Raw genomic sequence first — 22,005 nt, forward strand, 5'->3', positions numbered from 1 at the left:
TTGTGTGGGGTGTGGGTGGTACGGGTGACCGCGGGTGGTGCCGGGGGCGGGGCCGCCGTTTCGCGTCCTCGCCGTTGACGACCGCCGTCGACGACTGCCGTTGAGGGAAGGGACCAGGCGCATGACCGAACTGGGGATCCTGGGCACGGGGTCCTATGTGCCCGACCGCGTGGTGTCCAACGACGAGGCCGGGGCCGGGGCCGGGGTCGATCACGCGTGGGTGGTGGGCAAGACCGCCATCGGCGCGCGGCGATGGGCCGCCCCGGGTCAGGCCACCTCGGACCTGGCCGCGCACGCGGCGGCCGCCGCGCTGGAGTCGGCGGGCATCAGCGCCGCGCAGCTGTCGGTGATCGTGGTGGCGACCTCGACCCCGGACCGGCCGCAGCCGCCGACCGCCGCCTACGTGCAGCACCTGCTGGGGGCGGCCGACGCGGCGGCCTTCGACGTCAACGCGGTGTGCTCCAGCGAGGTGTTCGCGCTGGCGGCGGCCGAGGGTGTGCTGGCCCGCCGCGGCGGGCACGCGCTGGTGATCGGCGCGGACCTGTACTCGCGGATCCTGAACCCCGCCGACCGGCGCACCGTGGTGCTCTTCGGCGACGGGGCCGGCGCGATGGTGCTGGGCCCGGGCGGGCCCGGCGGCCGGATCCGGCACCTGGCGCTGCACACCTTCGGGGAACTGGCCGACATGATCCGGGTGCCGGCCGGCGGCAGCCGCCTGCCGGTGGACGCGCAGGTCCTGGAGCGCGGCGAGCAGTACTTCACCATGGACGGCCGCGCCGTGCGCCGCTTCGTGCAGGACCGGCTGCCGCCGCTGACCAAGCAGTTCCTGCACGAGGCCGGGGTGGTGCCCGACGACATCGCGCACTTCATCCCGCACCAGGCCAACGGCGTGATGCTGCAGGCCGTCTTCGAGGAACTGGCGCTGCCGAACGCGGCGATGCACCTGACGCTGGCCGACTACGGCAACACCGGGGCCGCCTCGATCCCGATCACCTTGGACCACGCCGCCCGCGCGGGGCTGCTGCGCCGCGGCGAGTTGATCCTGCTCGCCGGCTTCGGCGGCGGCATGGCGGCGGGATTCGCGCTCGTGCAGTGGTGAACGTGTGCCAGCCCGACATCGGCGGAGACAGGAACATGACGACGACACATCGCACTGTGTGCGTGATAGGCGCCGGTCCGCGCGGGTTGTCGGTGGTCGAGCGGCTGTGCGCCAACGCCCGCGAACTGCCCACCGGCAGCACCGTGACCGTCCACGTGGTCGATCCCTACCCGCCCGGCGCCGGCCGGGTCTGGCGGGTGGACCAGTCCCGGCAGCTGCTGATGAACACCGTCGCCGGGCAGATCTCGGTGTTCACCGACGCCAGCGTGGACCTGCGCGGCCCGCTGGAGCCCGGCCCCAGCCTCCACCAGTGGGCCGCCGCACTGGCCGCCGACCCGGCCGGCGGCGGGCAACCGGAGCACGTGCGCGCCGAGGCCGCGGCCCTGGGCCCGGACACCTACCCCACCCGCGCCTTCTACGGCCGCTACCTGCGCTGGGCCTTCACCCGGATCGGCCAGGCCGCACCGGCCGGCCTGACCCTGCACTGGCACCCGCGCACCGCCGTCGCCCTCGACGACGAGACCACCCCCGCCGCCGGCCCCGGTGCACTGCCGGGCGCGGACGGGCAGGGACCGCGCCAGCAGGTGCGGCTGGAGGACGGCACGGTGATCGGCGGCCTGGACGCGGTCGTGCTGTGCCAGGGACACCTGGGCGCCCGCGACGACGCCGGCGAGCAGGCCTTCGCCGAGACCGCCCGCAACCTCGGACTGGTCCACATCGGCCCGGCCAACCCCGCCGACGTGGACCTGTCGGTGCTGCCGGCCGGCGGCAGCGTGCTGCTGCGCGGCCTGGGCCTGAACTTCTTCGACTACATGGCGCAGCTGACCGCCGGCCGCGGCGGGGTCTTCACCCGGCTGCGCGGCGCCCTGGTCTACCGGCCCTCGGGCAGCGAACCGGTGATCTACGCCGCGTCCCGGCGCGGGGTGCCCTACACCGCGCGCGGCGAGAACGAGAAGGGCCCGCACGGCCGGCACGAGCCGCTGGTCTTCACCGCCGCGCGCATCGCCCGGCTGCGCGCGGCCAACGCCCGCGGCCTGGACTTCCGTTCCCAGCTGTGGCCGCTGATCGCGCGGGAGGTGGAGACGGTCTACTACCGCACGCTGCTGTCCTCACGCGGCCACGTCACCCGCGCCCGGGAGTTCGAACGCGACTACCTGGCCGCCGGCCTGAGCGCCACCGAGGCCCAGGCGGTGCTGGCGTCCTACGGCATCGGCGAGAAGTACCGCCTGGACTGGCAGCTGATCGCCCGCCCCTACCGGGACCGGCGCTTCAGCGGCCCCCGCGACTTCACCGACTGGCTGCTGGACCACCTGCGCGAGGACGTCGCCGAGGCGGCCGCCGGCAACGTCAGCGGCCCGCTGAAGGCCGCCCTGGACGTGCTGCGCGACCTGCGCAACGAGATCCGCCTGGCCGTCGACCACGGCGGCCTGCACGGCGACTCCTACCGCAGCGACCTGGACCGCTGGTACACGCCCCTGAACGCATACCTGTCCATCGGGCCGCCGGCCCGCCGCGTGGAGGAGATGATCGCGCTGATCGAGGCCGGGGTGCTGCACGTGGTCGGCCCCCAGGTCCAGGTCAGCGCCGGCCCCGGCGGCTACACCGTCACCTCCCCGCTGGTGCCCGCCTCCACCGTGCGCGTGCGGGCCCTGGTCGAGGCACGCCTGCCCGCGATCACCTTGTCCCGCACCCGCGACCGGCTGCTGCAGCACCTGCTGGCCGGCGGCCAGGCCGGCGTCTACCGCATCCCCGGCCGCGTCTTCGGCTCCTACCAGACCGACGGACTGGCCGTCACCGCCCGCCCGTTCCACCTGCTGGACGCCGCCGGCCGCGCCCACCCCCGCCGCTACGCCTTCGGCGTGCCCACCGAGGCCGTCCACTGGGTGACCGCCGCCGGCATCCGGCCCGGAGTGAACTCGGTGACCCTCACCGACTCCGACGCCATCGCCCGCGCCGCCCTGGCCCACCCCGCGACCGAGGCGGCCACCGGCACGGCGGCCGAGGCGGCCGCGGGCACCGTTGCCGCACACACCGCCGCGCCGGCCGCCGCACCCGGGCAGAGCGGCCTGGACGCGCCCGCCGCGCCGGCCCTGCCCAGGCAAGGACTCACCCATGTCCACTGACACCCCGCCCACCCCGGCAACCGCCGCTTCCGTATCGCCGCACTCCGCCCCCGCCCCGGCCGAACCGCCGGGCGGGGCCGGGGCGTTCGCCCCCGACACCGTGCTGGAGGTGGGGCTGCTGGCCCCGGTGTGGGCGGGCACCCCGGTGGCCGCGGCGACCTCGGACGGGGCATGGCTGGCCGCCATGCTGCAGGCCGAGGCGGCGCTGGCACGGGCCCAGGCACAGCTGGGCACCATCCCGCAGGCCGCGGCGCAGGCCATCACCGCCGCGGCCGCCCCGCCGCGGCTGGACCTGCCCGCGCTGGGCCGCGCCTGCCGGGAGTCGGCCAACCCGGTGGTGGCGCTGGTGCGGCACTTCACCGCACAGGTCGCGGCCCTCGACCCGCAGGCGGCCGCCTACGTGCACCGCGGCTCCACCAGCCAGGACATCCTGGACACCGCGACGGTGCTGGTCGCCGGGCACGCGCTGGCCGCCATCCGCCAGGACCTGGCGGACGTGGAGCAGGCGCTGGCCGCCCTGGCCCGCACGCACCGCGCATCGGTGATGGCCGGCCGCACCCTGGCCCTGCACGCGGTGCCCACCACCTTCGGCCTCAAAGCGGCCGGCTGGCGGCACCTGGTGCTCGACGCCGTGGAGCGCCTGGACGCGGCCGCCGCCTCGGCGCTGCTGGTACAGCTCGGCGGCGCGGCCGGCACGATGGCCGGCTACCTGCAGCACGCCCCGGGCACCGACGCCGCCACCTACGCCGTGCAGCTGCCGGCCGCCTTCGCGCGGCAACTGGGCCTGCGGGCACCGCTGCTGCCCTGGCACGTGCTGCGCACCCCGATCGCGGACCTGGCCGCCGCCGCGGCCTTCACCTGCGGGGCACTGGGCAAGATCGCGGCCGACGTGCTGTCGATGGCCCGCACCGAGGTCGGCGAGGTCGCCGAGCCGGCACCGGCCGGCCGCGGCGCGTCCTCGGCGATGCCCCACAAACGCAACCCCGTGCTGGCCACCGCGATCCGCTCGGCGGCACTGCAGGCACCCCAGCTGGCGGCGACGGTGTGGGGGTGCCTGCCCAGCGAGGACGAACGCTCGGCCGGAGCCTGGCACGCGGAGTGGGAACCGCTGCGCGGCCTGCTGCGGCTGGCCGGGGGAGCGGCCCGCCAGGCGGTGGAACTGACCGGGCAGCTGCACGTGGACGCCACGCGGATGGCCGCCAACGCGGAACTGACGGCCGGACAGATCGTCTCGGAGAAGGTCGCCGCCCACCTGGCCGCCCGCATCGGCAAGGACACCGCCCGCGCCCTGCTGGACGCCGCCTCCCGCGCCTCGGCGGGCGGCGGCCGGCACCTGCAACAGGCCCTGGACAAGGCCCTGGACACGCTGCCGGCCGGCGACCAGGACGCCGCACGCACCGCCCTGGCCACCGCGCCCGGCGACCTGTTCGCACCGGCCGCCTACCTGGGAGCGGCGCCGGCCCTCACCGACGCCGCCCTGAGCCGGCCGCTGCCGCCCCTACCGGGGGAACTCACACGGATCCGCGGCGCCGCAACGCGATCCGCGTGACCTCGTCGATGTCGAACTCGCTGCGGCCCGGCGTGCCGTAGCGGGTGATCTTCCCGCGGCTGACCCACTTGCGGATGGTCGCCTCCGACACGCTCGCCGCCATCGCGGCCACCCGCGTGGGCACCAGCCGGTGACGCGGCGGTCTGGTCATGCGTCGGCCGCCTTCCGCTTGCGCTGCAGCAGCGGCCGCAGGGTGATCCACTCGCGCATTTCCCACTCGTGCCCGGAACTGCACCCGATCGTGTTCGGCCCGTCGCCGCCCACACCGCGCGGCGACGTGCTGATCACCCCCGAGCACCCCTCCACCACACACTCCCTGATCCACGCGTCGAGCTCACCGGGACCGGGATCGATGGTGCGCAGCAGCTCCGCCTTCAACTCCTCGATCTCGTCGGCGAAATCCTTCGCCGGCGGCTGCGCGGTCAGCCACTGCACGTTCAGCAGCAGCAGCCGCGCCAACTGCGGCACCGAACGGCTCGGCGCGGCTTTCCCGAGTTCCTCCACCACCAGGTCCGACCACGACTCCAAAATGGCCACGATGTCGCGGCGGGCGTCCAGCGCCGACCAGTTCAGATGGTCCCGGGCCCGGCTGCCCGACACCCGGGTGGTGCTCATCCGCCGCGCCACCGGCGCGATGTGGTGCAAGCTCTCCTGGTACAGGCCGGGCAACGTGCGCAAAGTGCCCTCCACCTGCCGGATGCACGGGTCGCACAGCACGGACCCGCTCGCCGCGCGGAGCTTCCTGGGATGGTTCCTGGGGCAGGCGTGAAACTCCATGGATCTCCTTTCCGAGGCCCACTCGTCCGGATGTCGTTCGCGCGCCTGGAGCCGCCGAACCCCCCGTGTCGTGGGCCGCGGTCCGCTTTCCCGAGTCGATGATCCACCGAACCGCGAAAAACACCGAAACCACCGAAACCCAACCCGGAACCATCGGGGGACACGTAAATCCCGTGCCCGCGGCCGCAATTCCGGGGACCCGGAACAATCGACCGCCAATAGTGCCGGAATACACCGCGGAACAGGCCCTGTTCTACGGCGGGTATTTCATCGAAAGGCCAGGTCGGCCCGGCCCCGAGGTGTTCGGCGGATATCGCGGATGGTGCGTATTCATGCCCCCAGACGCTGCCATGACGTAACCACGGGTGCACTGGGAGAATTCCATGGCCTCGTTGAAGGTGTCAACGCTCACCATTCGCAGTCGATCGTCTCTACAGTAGGACTCCAGATCCGCCCCATGGCGCCCCGCGGCCCCCTCCGGCCGCCGTCTGGCCGACCCCCTGACGGGCGGCCGCGCCGCGGCCCCGCCCGCCCGCCGGCCGCCGCCTGCCCCCACCCCCCTGCACGCCCCTCTTCCCTGCGCCATGCCCGTTTTGTGCACGTTTCGGGCTGTGTTGCCGTGTTGCTGAGTGTCGCTGTGTGTCGTTGTGCGAGGAAGTCGTCCAGTCGAGTTCGAGGAGCCAGCGGTGTCGAACCAGAAGTCGAACCAGAACGCCGACCAGAACGCCGACCAGAACGCGGACCTGACGGCGGGCCAGGGGCCCGGCGGGGTGCCGGGCCAGGGGCGGGCCGGTGCCGGCGGGCCGTGGCCGGCGCAGCGGGTGCTGGAGCGGGTGGAGGAGCGGCTGGTGTCGTTCCTGGCCGCCGAGCGCGAGCAGTGGACGGGGATCGAGGAGCGGGCGGTGGTGCCCATCGACGCGCTGGCGGAGCTGATCGCCGCGGGCGGCAAGCGGATCCGGCCGGCGTTCCTGGTCGCGGGATACCTGGCGGCCGGCGGTGACCCGCAGGATCCCGCGGTGGTCTCGGCGGCGGCCGCCGCCGAGATGCTCCACATCTCCGCGCTGGTCCACGACGACGTGCTGGACGACTCCGGGGTGCGGCGCGGGCGGCCGACGGTGCACGCGGCGCAGATGGCACTGCACCGGGAGCGGGGCTGGCAGGGCGAGGCCCGCCGGTTCGGCGAGGGCGTGGCGATCCTGGTCGGGGACCTGGCGCTGGTCTACAGCGGGCAGTTGATGGCGCAGGCCCAGGCGCCGGCGGCGGCGGTCGCCGCGTTCGACACGCTGCGCTCGGAAGTGATGATCGGCCAGTACATGGACGTGGCGGCCGCCGCGGAGTTCAGCGTCGATCCGCGGCTGTCGCGGCTGATCGCGGTGATCAAGTCCGGCCGCTACAGCATCCACCGGCCGCTGGTGGTCGGTGCCGCGGCGGCCGGCCGCGGTGATCTGGCGGCGGCGTTCGAGGAGTACGGGGAGGCGGTCGGCGAGGCGTTCCAGCTGCGCGACGACCTGCTGGACGCCTTCGGCGACGGCGCCGACACCGGCAAGCCGGCCGGACTGGACTTCACCCAGCACAAGATGACGCTGCTGCTGGGCTGGGCGATGCAGCGCGACGAGCACATCGCGGCGCTGGTCACCCAGCCCGGCCACAGCCCGCAGCAGGTGCGGCGCCGCCTGCTGGACACCGGCGTGCCCGCCGACGTCGAAGCGCACATCGCGGCCCTGGTGGAGCGCGGCACCAAGGCGATCGCCGACGCCCCGATCAGCGAGCAGTGGCGGCAGGAACTGGCCCGCATGGCCCACAAGGTCGCCTACCGCAGCGCCTGACCCCACTCCGTCAGGCACCGCCCGCCGGGCCCCCACTCCGTCAGGCCTCCAACCGCCGGGCCCCGCCCGCCCCTTGTGGTGCGCGCCCGCGCGGGGTGACCCGTGCGCCGGGTCCGTCCGCGGGGCGGGGGCCGGTCCCCGCCTCCCGAGCCGGTCGCGTCGGCCGGGGCCGGGGCGGGGGTGGGGCGTCCGAAAAGTGCCCTCGAACGGGACCCGAGCCGGTTGCGAGAGGCGGGGAGCAGGATGTGCGGCGTTCGAGATCCATTCGCACGGTGTCCCGCGCCGCGGGGTGCCTGAGGTGTCCCGGCGATCCCCCCACGCCGTGTGCCGTCCTGTCCTGCCCGCCGTGGCCCGCCCGGGCCCGATGCGGGTCCGCCGTCCTCGCCCGGTGCCCTCTCGTGCCTGGTCGTGGCGGGCGTGTTCGGGCAGTGCCCGTACGGGTGCGGCGGCACGGCGGCGGTGCGGCGGTGCGGTGGTGGCCGTGCGTCGCCTGCCGGGACGGGCGGGCGGTGCGGCACGGGGCCGTGGCCGCGGCGCCTGTGTTCCAGCGGCCCCGCGTTCGTGCCGGCGGCACGGCCGGGCCCGTTCCGCGGGTATCGGTTTGCGCCACTGACGCTGTTCAGGAGGTTTTTCGTGTCCGAGGATCAGTCCGGGATCGTCGCGCGTGCCAGGGGCGGGGACGTGACGGGCGTGTGGTTGGTGGGGGCCCGCGGTTCGGTGGCCACGACGGTGGTGGCCGGGTGCGCGGCGGTGGCGGCCGGGCTGCGGCCGGGCGTGGGGATGGTCACCGAGACGCAGGTGTGCGCGCAGGCGGGTCTGCCGCCGCTGGGCTCGTTGGTCTTCGGCGGCCACGACACCGTGGAGGGATCGCTGCCCAAGCGGGCGGAGGAACTGGCCGGGCAGGGCGTGCTGCCGCACGGGCTGGCGCGGTCGGTGCACGGTGAACTGGCCGCGGCCGACCGGGAGATCCGCGTCGGCGGGCCGCTGCCGGGCGAGCGGCGCGGGGACGGGGAGCTGATCGCGGCGTTCGCCGCGGACATCGAGGACTTCACCGCGCGCACCGGCGCCGCCCGCACCGTGGTGGTCAACGTCGCCTCGACCGAGCCGGTGCCGCCGCCCGGCCAGGTGCGGCTGCCGGCCAGTTCGCTGTATGCGGCGGCGGCACTGCGCGCGGGCTGCTCCTACGTCAACTTCACCCCCTCGACCGGGATCCGGCATCCGGAGCTGGCCGCGCAGGCGGCCGCCGCGGGCGTGCCGTGGGCGGGCCGGGACGGCAAGACCGGGCAGACGCTGCTGCGCGCGGTGCTGGCGCCGATGTTCGCGCAGCGGGCCCTCGCGGTGCGGGCCTGGTCGGGCGCGAACCTGCTGGGCGGCGGCGACGGCGCGGCGCTGGCCGACGAGGCGGCCGCGGCGGCCAAGAACGCGGGCAAGGCGCGGGTGCTGCACGACACGCTCGCAACGGTGCCCGAGGGCGAGGTCCACATCGACGACGTGCCGGCGATGGGGGAGTGGAAGACCGCTTGGGACCACGTGGCCTTCGACGGGTTCCTGGGCACCCGGATGGTGCTGCAGACGATCTGGCAGGGCTGCGACTCCGCGCTGGCCGCACCGCTGGTGCTGGACCTGGCGCGGCTGGTGGCCCGCGCCCACGAGCGGGGACTGAGCGGGCCGCTGGACGAGCTGGGCTTCTACTTCAAGGACCCCGACGGCCCCACCTCGGCGCTGTCCGAGCAGTACCGGCACCTGGTCGCGTTCGCGGACCGGCTGGGCGGGCCGGCGTGAGCCGGCCCCGTGACTGGGCCGAACTGCTGCGCGTGTCCGCGCTGTTCACCGTGCCCGGCGACGTCCTGGCCGGGACCGCGGCCACCGGGCGGCGGCCCGGCGCGCGCACCGCGTGCGCGGCGGCGGCCTCGCTGTGCCTGTACCAGGCGGGCATGGCCCTCAACGACTGGGCGGACCGCGAGGAGGACGCCCGCGAGCGCCCCCAGCGGGTGCTGCCCTCGGGCCGGATCACCCCCGGCCAGGCCCTGGCGGCCGGGATCGGGCTGACCGCGGCCGGGCTGGGCCTGGCCGCCGTCGCCGGCCGCACCACCGCGCTGTGCGCGGCCGCGCTGGCCGGCACCGTGTGGGCCTACGACCTGCGCCTGAAGCACACCCCGGCCGGGCCCGCGGCGATGGCCGCCGCCCGCGGCCTGGACCTGCTGATGGGCGCCGCGGCCACCGCCGGCCGCCCGCCCACCGCCACCGGCGCGGGTGGCGCGGGTGGTGCGGGGCGGGCGCTGGTGCCCGCGGCGCTGCTGGGCGCGCACACCTACGCGGTGACCGCGGTCTCCCGCAGTGAGACGCGCGGCGGCGCGCCGGGCACCGCGGCCGCGGCGCTGGGCACCACCGCCGTCCTCGGCGCGCTGACCGCCGGCCTCCTGCCCACCCCCACCCCCCTGCGCCCCCGGACCGCACCCGCGCCCGCGCCTGTTCCGGTGCGTGGCGCGTCGGGCGGTGCGCGGTGGCTGCGGGCCGCGCTGGCGGGGGTGTACGTGGCGACGGCGGGCCGGCCGCTGCTGCACGCCGCGCTGAACGCGTCGCCGCCGCTGACGCAGAAGGCCGTCGGCGGCGGGATCAAGGCGGTGATCCCGCTGCAGGCGGGGCTGGCAGCCCGCTCCGGGGCGGTGGCCCTGGCCGGCGCGCTGGCCGCCCTGGCGCCGGTGGCCGGGCGGGTCGCGCGGAAGGTGAGCGTGACATGAGCCTGAAGCTGGGCTACGGCACGAACGGGCTGACGGACCTGCGGCTGGACGACGCGCTGGGGCTGCTGGCCGATCTGGGCTACGACGGTGTGGGTCTGACGCTGGACCACATGCACCTGGACCCGCTGGCACCCGATCTGGGCGCGCGGGCCGCGACGGTGGCCCGGCGCCTGGACGCGCTGGGACTGTCGGTGGCGGTGGAGACCGGCGCGCGCTACGTGCTGGACCCGCGGGCCAAGCACGGCCCGTCCCTGCTGGATGCGGACCCGCAGGCCCGGGCGCAGCGGGCCGGCCTGCTGGTCACCGCGGTGCGGGTGGCGGCCGACCTCGGCGCCGTGGTGGTGCACGGCTTCAGCGGGCCGCTGCCCGCGGGCATGGCACCCGCCCGCGGATGGCACCTGCTGCAGGACGCGCTGGAACCGGTGCTCCACGCGGCGCACCAGGCCGGCGTGGTGCTGGCGATCGAGCCCGAACCGGGCCACCTGGTCGGCACGTTGGCCGACTTCCACCAGCTGCGCGACCGGCTGGGCGATCCGCCGGGCCTGCGGCTGACCCTGGACATCGGGCACTGCCAGTGCCTGGAACCGGACCCGCCGCAGCGCTGCGTGGCCGCGGCCGCGCCGTGGCTGGCACACGTGCAGATCGAGGACATGCGCCGCGGCGTCCACGAGCACCTGCCCTTCGGCGACGGCGAGATCGACTTCCCGCCGGTGCTGGACGCCCTGGACGCCTGCGGCTACCAGGGCCTGGTCGTCGTCGAGCTGCCCCGGCACAGCCACGCCGGTCCCGCGCTGGCCGCCGCGTCGCTGGAGTTCCTGCGCACGGCACGGCCCGCACACACGGCCCGCACCACAGCAGGAGCAGCAGCAGGGGCAGGCGCCGGCGTCGCGCCGGCGGGACGGAGCGAGGAAGGCGGCAGGCGATGGTGACGGGCGCGGCACAGGTACGGGCGGGACTGCCGGCCGCGGGCGCGGCATGGCTGGACGCGGCGCTGACCGCGGCGGCCGAGGAAACCACGGCCCCCGGACCCGCCGCGATGCCCGCCTGGCAGGTCGCGTTCGCCTCCGCGGGCCGCGCCCTGGACGGCGAGCAGGCCGCCGACGCGGCGCGGGTGCTGCTGCTGGAGGCGGCCGGCGCCGGCGGGCCGGTGCTGGCGCGCCTGTACCGGCGCGGAAGCGCCGGCGAGCGGCGCGCGGTGCTGGCGGCGCTGCCCGTCCTGGACGTCGACCCCGGCGACGGGCTGCCGCTGGTGGAGGACGCGCTGCGGACCAACGACACCCGGCTGGTGGCCGCGGCCCTGGGCCCCTACGCCGCCGCCCACCTGCCGGCCCACGCCTGGCGGCACGCGGTCCTCAAATGCCTGTTCACCGGCGTGCCGGTGACGGTGATCGCCGGCCTTGAACGGCGGGCGGCAGGCGACGGCGAACTGGCCCGGATGCTGCGGGACTTCGCCGCCGAACGCGTCGCGGCCGCCCGCGCGGTCCCGGCGGACCTGACACAGGTGCTGGCGTTGACCGAGCAGGAAGGCTGAGGTTGGCGATGCGAATCTTCGACCCGCACATCCACATGACGTCCCGGACCACCGACGACTACGCGGCGATGCACGCGGCCGGCGTGCGGGCCCTGGTCGAACCGTCGTTCTGGCTGGGGCAGCCCCGCACCTCCCCGCAGACGTTCTTCGACTACTTCGACGCGCTGCTGGGCTGGGAGCCGTTCCGCGCCGCGCAGTACGGCATCGCCCATCACTGCACGCTGGCGCTCAACCCCAAGGAGGCCAACGACCCGCGGCTGGCGGAGGTCCTGGACGAACTGCCCGCCTACCTGCTCAAGGACCAGGTCGTGGCCGTCGGGGAGATCGGCTACGACGCGATGACCCCGGCCGAGGACCAGGCACTGGCCGTGCAGCTGGAACTGGCCGCGGCCGCCGGCCTGCCCGCGCTGGTCCACACCCCGCACCGCGACAAACTCGCCGGAGTGCACCGCACCCTGCAGATGGTCGCCGACTCCCCGCTGCCCGTCGAACGGGTCCTGCTGGACCACCTCAACGAGACGACGGTCGCCGCCGCCCGCGAGTCCGGCGCGTGGATGGGCTTCTCGGTCTACCCCGACACCAAGATGGACGAACAGCGCATGGTCGCCGTCCTGCGGCAGTACGGCTGCGAGCGGGTCCTGGTCAACTCCGCCGCCGACTGGGGCCACAGCGACCCGCTGAAGACCCGCAAGGTCGCCGACGCGATGCTCGCCGCCGGCTTCGACCACGACGCGGTCGACCTCGTGCTGTGGCGCAACCCGGTGGCCTTCTACGGGCAAAGCGGCCGCCTGCGCCTGGACATCGACCAGGCCCGCACCCACGAGCAGGCACTGTTCGCCGGCAACTCCGTTGCGCGCGGAGGCGAGTGAGGCGTGCGGTTCACCCACCCCGACGGCTCGACCCTCCACCTGGCCTACTGCACCAACGTCCACGGCGCGGAGACCCTGGACGCGGTGATCGCCCAACTGGGCGCCTACTGCGAACCGGTACGCCGCCACCTGGACACCCCCCGCCTGGGCGTGGGCCTGTGGCTGGCCCGCGACGCGGCCACCGCCCTGGCCGCCTCACCGGCCGCCCTGGCCCACCTGCGCGGCGAACTGGAACGCCGCTCACTGGAAGTGGTCACCCTCAACGGCTTCCCCTACCAGGGCTTCGGCGCCGCCAGCGTGAAGTACCGCGTCTACCGGCCCGACTGGACCGAGCCCGCCCGCCTGGACTACACCCTGGACCTGGCGCGGATCCTGGCCGCACTGCTGCCCGACGACGTCGGCGAAGGCACCATCTCCACCCTGCCACTGGGCTGGCACACCGCCGTCGACGCCACCGCCCGGCACACCTGCCGGACCGCCCTGACCACCCTGGCCGGCTCCCTGGACCAACTGCAGCAGGACACCGGCCGCTCGGTGCGCATCGCGGTGGAACCCGAACCGGGCTGCGCGGTGGAGACCACCGCCGACGCCGTCGACGCCCTCGCGGACCTGCCCGCGCACCGCATCGGCGTGTGCCTGGACACCTGCCACCTGGCCACCGCCTTCGAGGAACCGGCCGCCGCACTGGCCCGGTTGCACACCGCCGGCATCGACGTGGTCAAGGCGCAGCTGTCCGCGGCCCTGCACGCCCCCACCCCGGCCGACCCGGCCGTCCGCACGGCCCTGGCCGCCTTCGACGAACCGCGGTTCCTGCACCAGACCCGCGCCCGCCACGGCACCCTCCTGCACGCCAGCGACGACCTGGGACCGGCCCTGAACGGCACCGCACTGCCCGACGACGTGCCCTGGCGCTCCCACTTCCACGTGCCGCTGCACGCCCCGCCCGCGCCACCGCTGACCTCCACCACCGCCGTACTCAAGGACGCACTGGCCGAACTGGCCGGCGGCCGCCACCCCCGCTGCCACCACCTGGAGGTGGAGACCTACACCTGGCAGGCCCTGCCGCCGGCGCTGCGCCCCGCCGACGACGCCGCCCTGGCCGCCGGGATCGCCGCCGAACTGGCCCTGGCCCGCGACTGGCTGACCGACCTGGGATGCAAGGAGCAGCAGCCGTGACACCCACCCCCCTGATGGTCCTCGACGTCGTCGGACTGACCCCCGCCCTGCTGGAGCACATGCCGCACCTGCAGTCCCTGGGCCGCACCGGATCACGGGCCGAACTGGGCACCGTCCTGCCCGCGGTGACCTGCAGCGCCCAGTCCACGTTCCTGACCGGCACCCTGCCGGCCGACCACGGCATCGTCGGCAACGGCTGGTACTTCCGCGACCTGGGCGAGGTCCTGCTGTGGCGGCAGCACAACGGCCTGGTCGGCGGCGACAAACTCTGGGACGCCGCCCGCCGCCGCCACCCCGGCTACCGCGTGGCGAACATCTGCTGGTGGTACGCGATGGGCGCCGACGTCGACATCACCGTCACCCCCCGCCCCGTCTACCACGCCGACGGCCGCAAGGAACCCGACTGCTACACCCAGCCGCCCGCCCTGCACGACGAACTGACCACCGCCCTGGGCACGTTCCCGCTGTTCAGCTACTGGGGCCCGGGCGCGGGCATCGCCTCCAGCCAGTGGATCATCGACGCCGCCGCCCACGTCAACCGCACCCACCACCCCGACCTGACCCTGGTCTACGTCCCCCACCTGGACTACGACCTGCAGCGCTACGGACCCCACGACCCGCGCGCCCACGCCGCCGCCACCGCACTCGACGACGCCCTGGCACCGCTGCTGGCCCAGGCCCGCGCCCAGGGCCGCACCGTGGTGGCCCTGTCCGAGTACGGCATCACCACCGTCGACCACCCCGTCGACATCAACCGGGCACTGCGCCGCGCCGGCTACCTCGCCGTCCACACCCAGGCCGGCATGGAGTACCTGGACCCGGCCGCCTCACGGGCCTTCGCCGTCGCCGACCACCAGGTCGCGCACGTCTACGTCCGCGACGACACCGACATCCCCGCCGTGCGGCAGGTCCTGCAGGACCTGCCCGGCATCGCCCACGTCCTGGACGAGGCCGGCAAGAAGGACAACGGCCTGGACCACCCCCGCTCCGGGGAACTCCTGGCGATCGCCGACGCCGACGCCTGGTTCACCTACTACTACTGGCTCGACGACGCCGCCGCCCCGGACTTCGCCCGCCTGGTGGAGATCCACCGCAAACCCGGCTACGACCCCGCGGAACTGTTCCTCGACCCCCACGACCCCTACGTGAAGGTCAAGGCGGCCACCGCGCTGGCCCGCAAGAAACTCGGGATGCGCTACCGGATGGCCGTCGTCCCGCTGGACGGCGACGCGGTCCGCGGCAGCCACGGCCGGCTGCCCGACCACGCCCAGGACGCCCCGGTCCTGCTGTGCTCCACCCCCGGCGCCCTGCCCGGCCAGGTCGCCGCCACCGACGTCAAAGCGCTGCTGCTGCGCCTGGCAGGCCTCCACTGACCACCCCGCCGCCACGGCCACCGGCCACCCCACCCCACCCCACCCCCACCCCTGTTTTTCGACACCCAGTCTTGCGGCGCGCTCACCGGCGCGCCGCACCGACGCCCCCGCACCGTGCGGGGCGCGCCAAGTTGAGGAGAGAGATGTCTGTTTCCCGCAACTCCTGGGCGGGCGCCGTCGTCGTGGCGGCAGCCGTGGGCAGCCTGGCTGCCGCCACGATCCCCGGCCAGGCCGCCACGCCGGCCGCCCACCCGCACCCGGCCACCGCGCCGGTCGTCGTGGCCTCCGGCCTGCACAACCCGCGGGCGGTGCGGCTGCAGCCCGACGGGTCGCTGCTGGTCACCGAGGCCGGATCCGGGCCGGCCACGGCCTGCACGACCCCCAACACCCAGTGCGTGGGCGACACCGCCTCGCTGTACAAGATCAAGGGCTCCTGGCAGGGCCGGGTCGTCACCGGCCTGACCTCGCAGCTGATCGTGCGGGCCGACGGCTCCGGCGTGGTCAGCGGCCCCATCGAGGCCGACGCCGGCCCGACCGGCAGCACCTACCGCATCCTGTACGGCCTGTCGGGCACCCCCGACACCCGCGCCGCACTGGGCCCGGCCGCCGCCCCGCTGGGCACGCTGAGCACCAGCACCGGCAAGGTGCTGGGCGACCTGGGCGTCCACGAGGAGCTCAACGACCCCGACTCGGTGCTGGGCAACAACGACGTGTACTCCAACCCCTGGCACTTCGCCCGCGACGGCCAGGACTTCCTGGCCACCGACGCCGGCGCCAACGACCTGATCCGCATCCACCCCGACGGCACCACCCAGACCGCCGCGCTGTTCCCGAACAACATCGTCCCGCCCGCCGCTTCGGCCGGCACCGTCCACCCCGACGCGCCGGCCGGGCAGGCCGAAGCGGTGCCCACCGGCATCGTCCGCGGCGTCGACGGCGCCTTCTACATCACCGACATGAGCGGCATCCGCACCGGACTGGGCCGCATCTGGCGGTACGTCTCCGGCGGCCAGCCCACCGTCTTCGCCACCGGCCTGACCGGCTCCATCGACGTGGACCTGGCCCCCAACGGCGACCTGATCGTCCTGTCCTACACCCAGGGCGGCACCTCGCCCACCCAGACCTCGCCCGGCGCGCTGATCCGCGTCAACCACCGCACCGGCGCGTGGAGCGTCATCGACACCGGCGACGTCCTCAACCAGCCCACCGGCCTGGCCGTCACCGCCCGCGGCGACGTCTACGTCACCAACAACACCCAGGGCACCAGCGGCGAGCTGCTGAAGTTCACCGGCGCCGCGTCCTGACCCGCAACACCCCGCATTCTCCCCACCGTTCACCGCGCCACCGCGAGCTCCAGGCGCCACCGGCGCCGGTGGGGCCGGCCCGAACCGGCCGTCCCCACCGGCACCACCACCGTCACCACCGCCGTCACCACCGTCACCACCTCCCACCAGTCCACGTGGTCCCAGGAGTTGCACCCGCCCCAGGCGATGCGTCCCGTTACCGCGCAGTCGGCTGGGCAGTGTTCACGCCCCCGCCCCCCGCGCGTGGCCGGGGCGTGGGCCGCGAGGGCTTGCCTGGTGGACGGGCCCTGGCCGAACGGCGGCCGCAGGGTGAACTGCACGGCAGGAGGGGCGAGATGGCGCGAGAGATCGGACGGCGTGCTTTCCTGACGGGGGCGGGAGCCGCCGTGACCATGACGGCGGTGGGCACACCGGCGTATGCCGGCGCGGCCGCGCGGGACGCGGCGACGGCACACGACCTGGTGGACGTGCAACTGCTGAACATCACCGACCTGCACGGATACCTGCAGGCAGCGCCCGGCGGCAACGCGACGGTGCTGGGCGCCGGCGGCGCCGCCTACACCGTCGGCGGTGTCGCCTATATGGCCGCGCACCTGGAGCGGTTGCGGGCCGGACGGCGCAACTCGATCTTCTTCGCGCCCGGAGACCTCTTCTCCGGCTGGGAGTTCGACGCCATGAGCCTGGCCGACGAGCCGACCATCGAGGCGCTGAACCGGATGGGCCTGGACTTCGCGACCGCGGGCAACCACGAGTTCGACAAGTCCCCCTCGTTCCTGGTCCGGCACATGGAACACGGCGTGCCGTTCCCCGACATCGGGCAGGACGACGCGTTCCCCGACGCCTCCGGCCGCCGCTTCAAGGGCGCCGACTTCCGCTACTACAGCGCCAACATGGTCTGGTCCCGCGACCAGGACACGGTGCTGGCGCCCTACAACATCGAATGGGTCGACGCCGGCGGCGGCCGCCGCCTGCCGATCGGCTTCATCCACCTGACCGCGGCCGGCACCGAGACCGGCTCCACCTCCTACCAGCCGGCGCTCGGCTCGCTGGACGAGGTGGCCACCGCCAACGCCTGCGCCGCCGAACTCAAGCGCCGCGGCGTCCACGCGATCGTGCTGTCCATGCACGACGGAGCGGTGGCCGGCGCCGACTTCACCACCGGCACCAACCCCTCGGGCCCCGCCTACGACCTGGCGCTGCGCGTCTCCCCGGACATCGACGCCATCGTCACCGGGCACTGGCACTGCCGCTTCACCATGATGGTGCCCGACCCCAACGGTGTGCCCCGCCCGTTCGTGGAGGCCGGCTGCTACGGCCAGCTCATCAACGAGATCAACCTGCGGCTGGACCCGCGCACCGGCCGCGTGGTGCGGGAACTGACCACCTCGGTCAACCACCCCAACACCCGCGACATCACCCCCGACAAGGACCTGCAGGAGGTCGCCGACTACTGGAGCGGCTACGCCGCCACCCGCGGCAGGACCGTCATCGGCCGGCAGAGCGCCTCCTTCACCCGCACCCGCACCACCGCCGGGCAGAGCACGATGGGCGACCTCGTCGCGGACTGGGCGTACTGGGCCGGCCGGCAGCCGCTGGGCCCGATGAACGACGGCAACGACCACCCCAACGTGCCCGCCGACCTGGCGCTGGTGGCCACCGCACCACTGACCGGCTCGGTCGTGATCGCCCGCGACCTGACCATGGACACCGCCTCCGGCGGCCAGGTCACCCTCGCCCAGGCCTGGAACGCCGTCGGCTACGGCGACCCGATCCTGACCGTCACCGTCACCGGCGGCCAACTGCTGACCGCCCTGGAACAGCAGTGGAGCACCGCCGCCGACGGCACACTGCGCTTCTCGCCGTTCGCGGTCTCCGCCGGCGTGCGCTACAGCTTCGACGCCACCGCCCCCGTCGGCGCCCGCGTCGTGGCCGGCACCGTCACCCTCGACGGCACACCGCTGGAGACCGCGGCCACCTACCGCCTGGCCGCCACCGCCTACACCCTGCTGGGCGCCGACGGGTTCACCGCGTTCACCGGATTCACCGAACCGGTCCGGCACGTACGCGACTACGAGAGCTTCGTGGCGTTCGTACGGTCCCGCGGCACCCTGACCCCGGCCCCGCCGGACCGCGTCACCGCCCTGAACACCACCGCCGCCACCGCCCGCGTCGGAGCCTTCCCCGCCCCGGCTCTGCCCTCCTCCGCGGCCCTGGCGGCCGGGCAGGACGCCGCCGCCCAGTCCCGCGCGGTGGCCGCCGCCCTGACCCGCGCCCGCCCGCACGGCGGCTTCGCCCTCCCCTGCTGACCCCTTGCACCGCCCGACCTCCCTTGCACCGCCCGCCCGCCCGGCCCGCCCGGCCGGAGCGGGTGGGCTCAGGCGTCCGGGCCCGGGCCCTGGTCCGCGGCACGCCGCCCGGTCGGCAGTCCCTCGCTGGTGGCGAAGTAGAACGCGGGCAGCACCGCGAACGCGGCCAGCGCGATGGGCGGGGTGACCAGCGCGCCCAGCACCCCGACCGTGCAGTAGACCGCGGCGCCCACAGCGGAGCGGATCAGGCCGTGCCGCACATAGGCGGGCTCCACCCCCTTCTCCAGCAGCCCCGGGCAGCGCAGCAGCCGCCAGTACAGGGCGACCCAGCTCAGGCACAGGGCCGCGGCGATCCCCGCGTACAGGGCCGTCGCCACCTTCGCGTCCCGCCCCCACACGTCGCTCTGGACGGCGTCGGCGACGACCTCGGTGGGGAAGGCCAGGGCGGCGGTCATGAACAGCACGAACAGGTTCGCGGCGTGCAGGCCGCGGTTCATGGTGCGGATCCGCACGAACGCCTGGTGGTGGTTGAGCCAGATCACCGCGATGTAGCTGAACGACGCCAGATAGCCCAGGTAGGCCGGCCACTGCCGGGCCAGCGCGTGCCCCAGCCCCCCGGCCGGGTGCGCCGGCACGGCCAGGCCCAGGACCAGGATGGTCGCCGCGATCGCGAACACGCCGTCGCTGAACGCCTCGGCACGGGCGGTCTCCGAGCGCTGGAACCGCGCCGAGGACACGGCGGGACGGCCGGCCACGACCGGCTAGCGGGCGACGCCGGCCGGCAGCCGGCCGCGCGCACCGGCCCCCCGGCGGGCGGCACCCGCCCGCGGCAGCGCCGTCCCCCGCCTCGGACGGGCGCGCCGGTCCTCGTCCTCACCCATGGCCTCACACAACCACGCACCCCGCCGCCCCGCCCCCCGGCCGCACCCACCCGCACCACCGGGACCCGGCCACGCCACCGGGACCCGGCCGCCGCCGCGGCCTCCCCGCCGCCGACACACCCCCGATCGATGAGCGATTCATGCGCGATCGGGTGTGCGATGGTTGATAGGGTGTCAGGCCGGAGGTGCGGTGATGCCGGGACAGGACGAGCTGTTCAGCGCGGTCGACGCGCTGCTGGACCAGGTGGCGGCCGCGGAGGCGCTGCCGGAGCCCGCGGAGCGCAGGCGGCTGCGGGAGGCCGCCGGGCTGAGCCAGGCGCAGGTCGCCCGGGCGGTCGACACCCGCCGGGAGGCCGTCGGCAACTGGGAGGCCGGCCGCACCGAGCCCCGGCCCCCGCAGCGCGCCGCCTACGCGCGGCTGCTGGAGGGCCTGGCCGCGCGTTTCCCCGCACCGGCGCCCCCCGCCGTGCCGCCGCCGGCCCCCGAACCCGCCCCCCGACCCGCCCCTGAATCCGCGCAGTCGGCCGCCGGCCCCCACCCCCCGGCCCCCGGCCCCGCGCCGGCCCCGCCGACGGCCCCGCCGTCCCGGCCGGAACCCGCCCCCGCCCCTGCGGTGGGTGCGGGCGGGGCGTCGTCGCGTCGCCGGGCCGGTGCCGGGCGGGCGCCGGCGCCGGTGGTGCGGGAGGGCCCGGGCGGGGGCGGCGATCCGCGGTTCGCGCACGGGCCGCTGGGGGTGCTGGACGGGGACGGTCAGCTGTACTGCGCGGGCGGTCTGGTGCTGCGCTGCCCGGCCCTGTCGGTGCCGGACCTGGTGGAATGGACGCTCGAGCACGCCCGGTTGGGCACGCCGCGGCTGCACCGGTCGGGCAAGGACGGTGATCCGCTGGTGGTGGTGACCGCGGCCGCCGCCGCCCGGCTGGGGCTGCCCCTGGAGCTGACCGACCGGCGGGCGATGCGGCTGGCGCCGGACCATCCGGTGCTGGCTCAGATCGCCGGTGCGAACTGGCAGTTGACGCAGCGCGGGTTCGGGCCGTGGGCCCGGGTCTACCGGCCCGCGGCCGGCGGTGAACGCCGGTGCGTGCAGCTGGCGGTGCTGCCGTGGCAGGCGCTGGAGGCCCGTGCGTGGGGCGGCGCGGACCTGCTGCCGGCCGCCGAGCTGGCGCGGGTGCTGTCGGTGTACGCCGCGCGGGTGCTCACCCCGCGCGGCTCGACCGCGGTGACCGGACTGGAGCTGATGACCGCGCTGCGCCCGCCGACCCGCGCGGTGCGCGACGAGGCGAGCGGGAACTGGGTGCCGGGGCCGGTGCCCGGCTCGCTGACCCGGGCCTTCGATCCGGCGCCGCCCGAAGCCCCCGACGAGCACCCGGTGGTGGCCGCCGCGGTACCGCGCGGACATGTCCGCGGCGAGGCGGAGGTGCTGGACGAGGAGGCGTTCGACTGGATCCGGCCCACCGAGACGCTCACCGACCAGGAGTGCGCCCGGCCGTGGGCGGTGGGCATCGACGTGAACACCGCGTTCCTGGCCGCGGTCAGCCGGCTGCCGGTCGGGTTGTGCGGGCCGCGGCACGTGCGCGAGCCGCGGTTCGACAAGCAGGTGCCGGGGTCGTGGCTGGTGGACCTGTCGGCGCTGGCGGTCGACCCGCGGCTGCCGAACCCGTTCACCCCGCACGGCGGCCGCCCGCAGGGCCCGGCCTGGTACGCGACGCCGACGGTGGCCTACGCGCAGGAACTGATCGACACCCACCACCTGCCGGTCCAGCTGCGGCCGCTCGAGGGCTACCTGCGGCCGGAGGCCGGCCCCTACCTGGAGCCCTGGTACAAGGTCCTCTCGCAGGCATACAAGGCGACGATGGCCGATCTGGGCGTGGACGCGGGCCTGACGCCGCGGCAGTTCCTGGCGGCGATGGAAGGCCTGGGGGACACCGACCCGGGCATGGCCGCGGTGCTCTCGGCGATCAAGGCGACGGTCAAGGGCGGCATCGGCAAGCTGCGCGAGCGGCCCAAGGGCGCCGGCTACCGGCCCGGCCGGCCCTGGCCGGCGCTGGAGCGGCCGACGTGGCGGCCCGACATCCGCGCGGCGGTGATCTCCGCGGCCCGGGTGAACATGCACCGCAAACTGATGAACGTGGCGGCCGCCACCGGCGGCCGCCTGCCGCCGCGCTCCCACCAGGGCGCGTGGACGGCCCTGTTCGGGCCGCGGGCGCTGGCACCGGTGGCGGTGCTGTCGGACTGCGCGGTCTACCCCTCGCCGGGCCCCTCGCCGCTGGACGTCCTGCCCACCGACGCCGACGGCCGCCCGTCCCCGGGCACGTTCCGCCTGGGCGTGTCTCCGGGGATGGTCAAGCACGAGGGCAGCAAGCCGCTGTACTGGGCGGTGGAACTGCTGGAGCAGCAGTACAACCCCGCCCGGCACATCAAGGGCCGGTCCGGCACGGACGAGGGGGAGTAGG

Annotated in this window: 18 protein-coding genes; 14 read left to right on the top strand and 4 right to left on the bottom strand. The window is 75.3% G+C overall.

Going from position 1 to position 22,005, the window contains the following annotated elements:
- Positions 1–121 precede the first annotated feature (121 nt).
- Genes BMW99_RS28365 through BMW99_RS28375 form a run of 3 tightly spaced genes read left to right on the top strand, consistent with a single transcriptional unit; the run spans position 122 to position 4,771 of the window.
- Positions 122–1,099: a 3-oxoacyl-ACP synthase III family protein gene (locus BMW99_RS28365; RefSeq protein ID WP_075017799.1), complete on the top strand. Its 978-nt coding sequence runs from the start codon at positions 122–124 to the stop codon at positions 1,097–1,099.
- A gap of 35 nt (positions 1,100–1,134) precedes the next feature.
- A complete protein-coding gene (locus BMW99_RS28370) occupies positions 1,135–3,222 on the top strand; it encodes an FAD/NAD(P)-binding protein (protein ID WP_075017826.1) in 2,088 nt (695 codons plus the stop codon).
- On the top strand, positions 3,212–4,771 hold the full coding sequence (locus tag BMW99_RS28375) for a lyase family protein (RefSeq protein ID WP_075017800.1): 1,560 nt from the start codon (positions 3,212–3,214) through the stop codon (positions 4,769–4,771). The genes BMW99_RS28370 and BMW99_RS28375 overlap by 11 nt, the downstream gene beginning before the upstream one ends.
- Here BMW99_RS28375 and BMW99_RS28380 read toward each other — a convergent pair.
- Together BMW99_RS28380 and BMW99_RS28385 are read right to left on the bottom strand one after the other, a co-directional pair.
- Complete coding sequence (locus BMW99_RS28380; RefSeq protein ID WP_069467321.1) at positions 4,734–4,922, bottom strand: hypothetical protein; 189 nt, start codon at positions 4,920–4,922, stop codon at positions 4,734–4,736. The two genes, BMW99_RS28375 and BMW99_RS28380, sit on opposite strands and share 38 nt — an antisense overlap.
- Positions 4,919–5,548, bottom strand: a complete 630-nt coding sequence (locus BMW99_RS28385) for a hypothetical protein (RefSeq protein WP_069467320.1) — start codon at positions 5,546–5,548, stop codon at positions 4,919–4,921. Before BMW99_RS28385 ends, BMW99_RS28380 begins: the two co-directional genes overlap by 4 nt.
- A 686-nt stretch (positions 5,549–6,234) precedes the next feature.
- Between BMW99_RS28385 and BMW99_RS28390 the strand changes: the two genes are divergently transcribed.
- From BMW99_RS28390 to BMW99_RS28430, 9 genes are all read left to right on the top strand, one after another.
- Positions 6,235–7,374, top strand: a complete 1,140-nt coding sequence (locus tag BMW99_RS28390; RefSeq protein WP_245791663.1) for a polyprenyl synthetase family protein — start codon at positions 6,235–6,237, stop codon at positions 7,372–7,374.
- A gap of 633 nt (positions 7,375–8,007) precedes the next feature.
- Positions 8,008–9,156: an inositol-3-phosphate synthase gene (locus BMW99_RS28395; RefSeq protein WP_075017801.1), complete on the top strand. Its 1,149-nt coding sequence runs from the start codon at positions 8,008–8,010 to the stop codon at positions 9,154–9,156.
- Entirely contained in the window at positions 9,153–10,115 is a 963-nt protein-coding gene (locus tag BMW99_RS28400) for an SCO3242 family prenyltransferase (protein WP_075017802.1), read from the top strand. Before BMW99_RS28395 ends, BMW99_RS28400 begins: the two co-directional genes overlap by 4 nt.
- Complete coding sequence (locus BMW99_RS28405; protein WP_069463365.1) at positions 10,112–11,044, top strand: sugar phosphate isomerase/epimerase family protein; 933 nt, start codon at positions 10,112–10,114, stop codon at positions 11,042–11,044. Before BMW99_RS28400 ends, BMW99_RS28405 begins: the two co-directional genes overlap by 4 nt.
- On the top strand, positions 11,038–11,646 hold the full coding sequence (locus tag BMW99_RS28410; RefSeq protein WP_069463364.1) for an EboA domain-containing protein: 609 nt from the start codon (positions 11,038–11,040) through the stop codon (positions 11,644–11,646). The genes BMW99_RS28405 and BMW99_RS28410 overlap by 7 nt, the downstream gene beginning before the upstream one ends.
- Positions 11,647–11,654: 8 nt before the next feature.
- On the top strand, positions 11,655–12,515 hold the full coding sequence (locus BMW99_RS28415) for a TatD family hydrolase (protein WP_069463367.1): 861 nt from the start codon (positions 11,655–11,657) through the stop codon (positions 12,513–12,515).
- Between the two features lie 3 nt (positions 12,516–12,518).
- Positions 12,519–13,691, top strand: a complete 1,173-nt coding sequence (gene eboE / locus BMW99_RS28420; protein WP_069463363.1) for a metabolite traffic protein EboE — start codon at positions 12,519–12,521, stop codon at positions 13,689–13,691.
- Positions 13,670–15,064 carry a nucleotide pyrophosphatase/phosphodiesterase family protein gene (locus BMW99_RS28425; RefSeq protein ID WP_075017803.1) on the top strand — a complete coding sequence of 465 codons (1,395 nt, stop codon included), beginning with the start codon at positions 13,670–13,672 and terminating at the stop codon, positions 15,062–15,064. Before eboE ends, BMW99_RS28425 begins: the two co-directional genes overlap by 22 nt.
- Before the next feature lie 143 nt (positions 15,065–15,207).
- The gene (locus BMW99_RS28430; RefSeq protein WP_075017804.1) at positions 15,208–16,368 is read left to right on the top strand and encodes a ScyD/ScyE family protein; all 1,161 of its coding nucleotides are present in this window, start codon (positions 15,208–15,210) and stop codon (positions 16,366–16,368) included.
- A gap of 29 nt (positions 16,369–16,397) precedes the next feature.
- Here the strand turns inward: BMW99_RS28430 and BMW99_RS42730 are convergent, their stop codons facing one another.
- Positions 16,398–16,523 (bottom strand): hypothetical protein, encoded by a 126-nt coding sequence (locus tag BMW99_RS42730; protein ID WP_265737211.1) that lies wholly within the window; start codon positions 16,521–16,523, stop codon positions 16,398–16,400.
- A gap of 180 nt (positions 16,524–16,703) precedes the next feature.
- Here BMW99_RS42730 and BMW99_RS28435 point away from each other — a divergent pair, with 180 nt between their 5' ends.
- Positions 16,704–18,674 carry a bifunctional metallophosphatase/5'-nucleotidase gene (locus BMW99_RS28435; protein WP_075017805.1) on the top strand — a complete coding sequence of 657 codons (1,971 nt, stop codon included), beginning with the start codon at positions 16,704–16,706 and terminating at the stop codon, positions 18,672–18,674.
- 68 nt (positions 18,675–18,742) lie between these two features.
- On the opposite strand, the gene BMW99_RS28440 is transcribed toward BMW99_RS28435, so the two are convergent.
- Complete coding sequence (locus BMW99_RS28440; protein WP_245791664.1) at positions 18,743–19,429, bottom strand: TMEM175 family protein; 687 nt, start codon at positions 19,427–19,429, stop codon at positions 18,743–18,745.
- Positions 19,430–19,748: 319 nt separating this feature from the next.
- Here BMW99_RS28440 and tap point away from each other — a divergent pair, with 319 nt between their 5' ends.
- The gene (tap, locus tag BMW99_RS28445) at positions 19,749–22,004 is read left to right on the top strand and encodes a telomere-associated protein Tap (RefSeq protein ID WP_075017806.1); all 2,256 of its coding nucleotides are present in this window, start codon (positions 19,749–19,751) and stop codon (positions 22,002–22,004) included.
- Position 22,005: the final 1 nt, after the last annotated feature.

The sequence above is a fragment of the Actinacidiphila rubida genome, assembly GCF_900110255.1.
GTDB classification, from domain to species: domain Bacteria; phylum Actinomycetota; class Actinomycetes; order Streptomycetales; family Streptomycetaceae; genus Actinacidiphila; species Actinacidiphila rubida.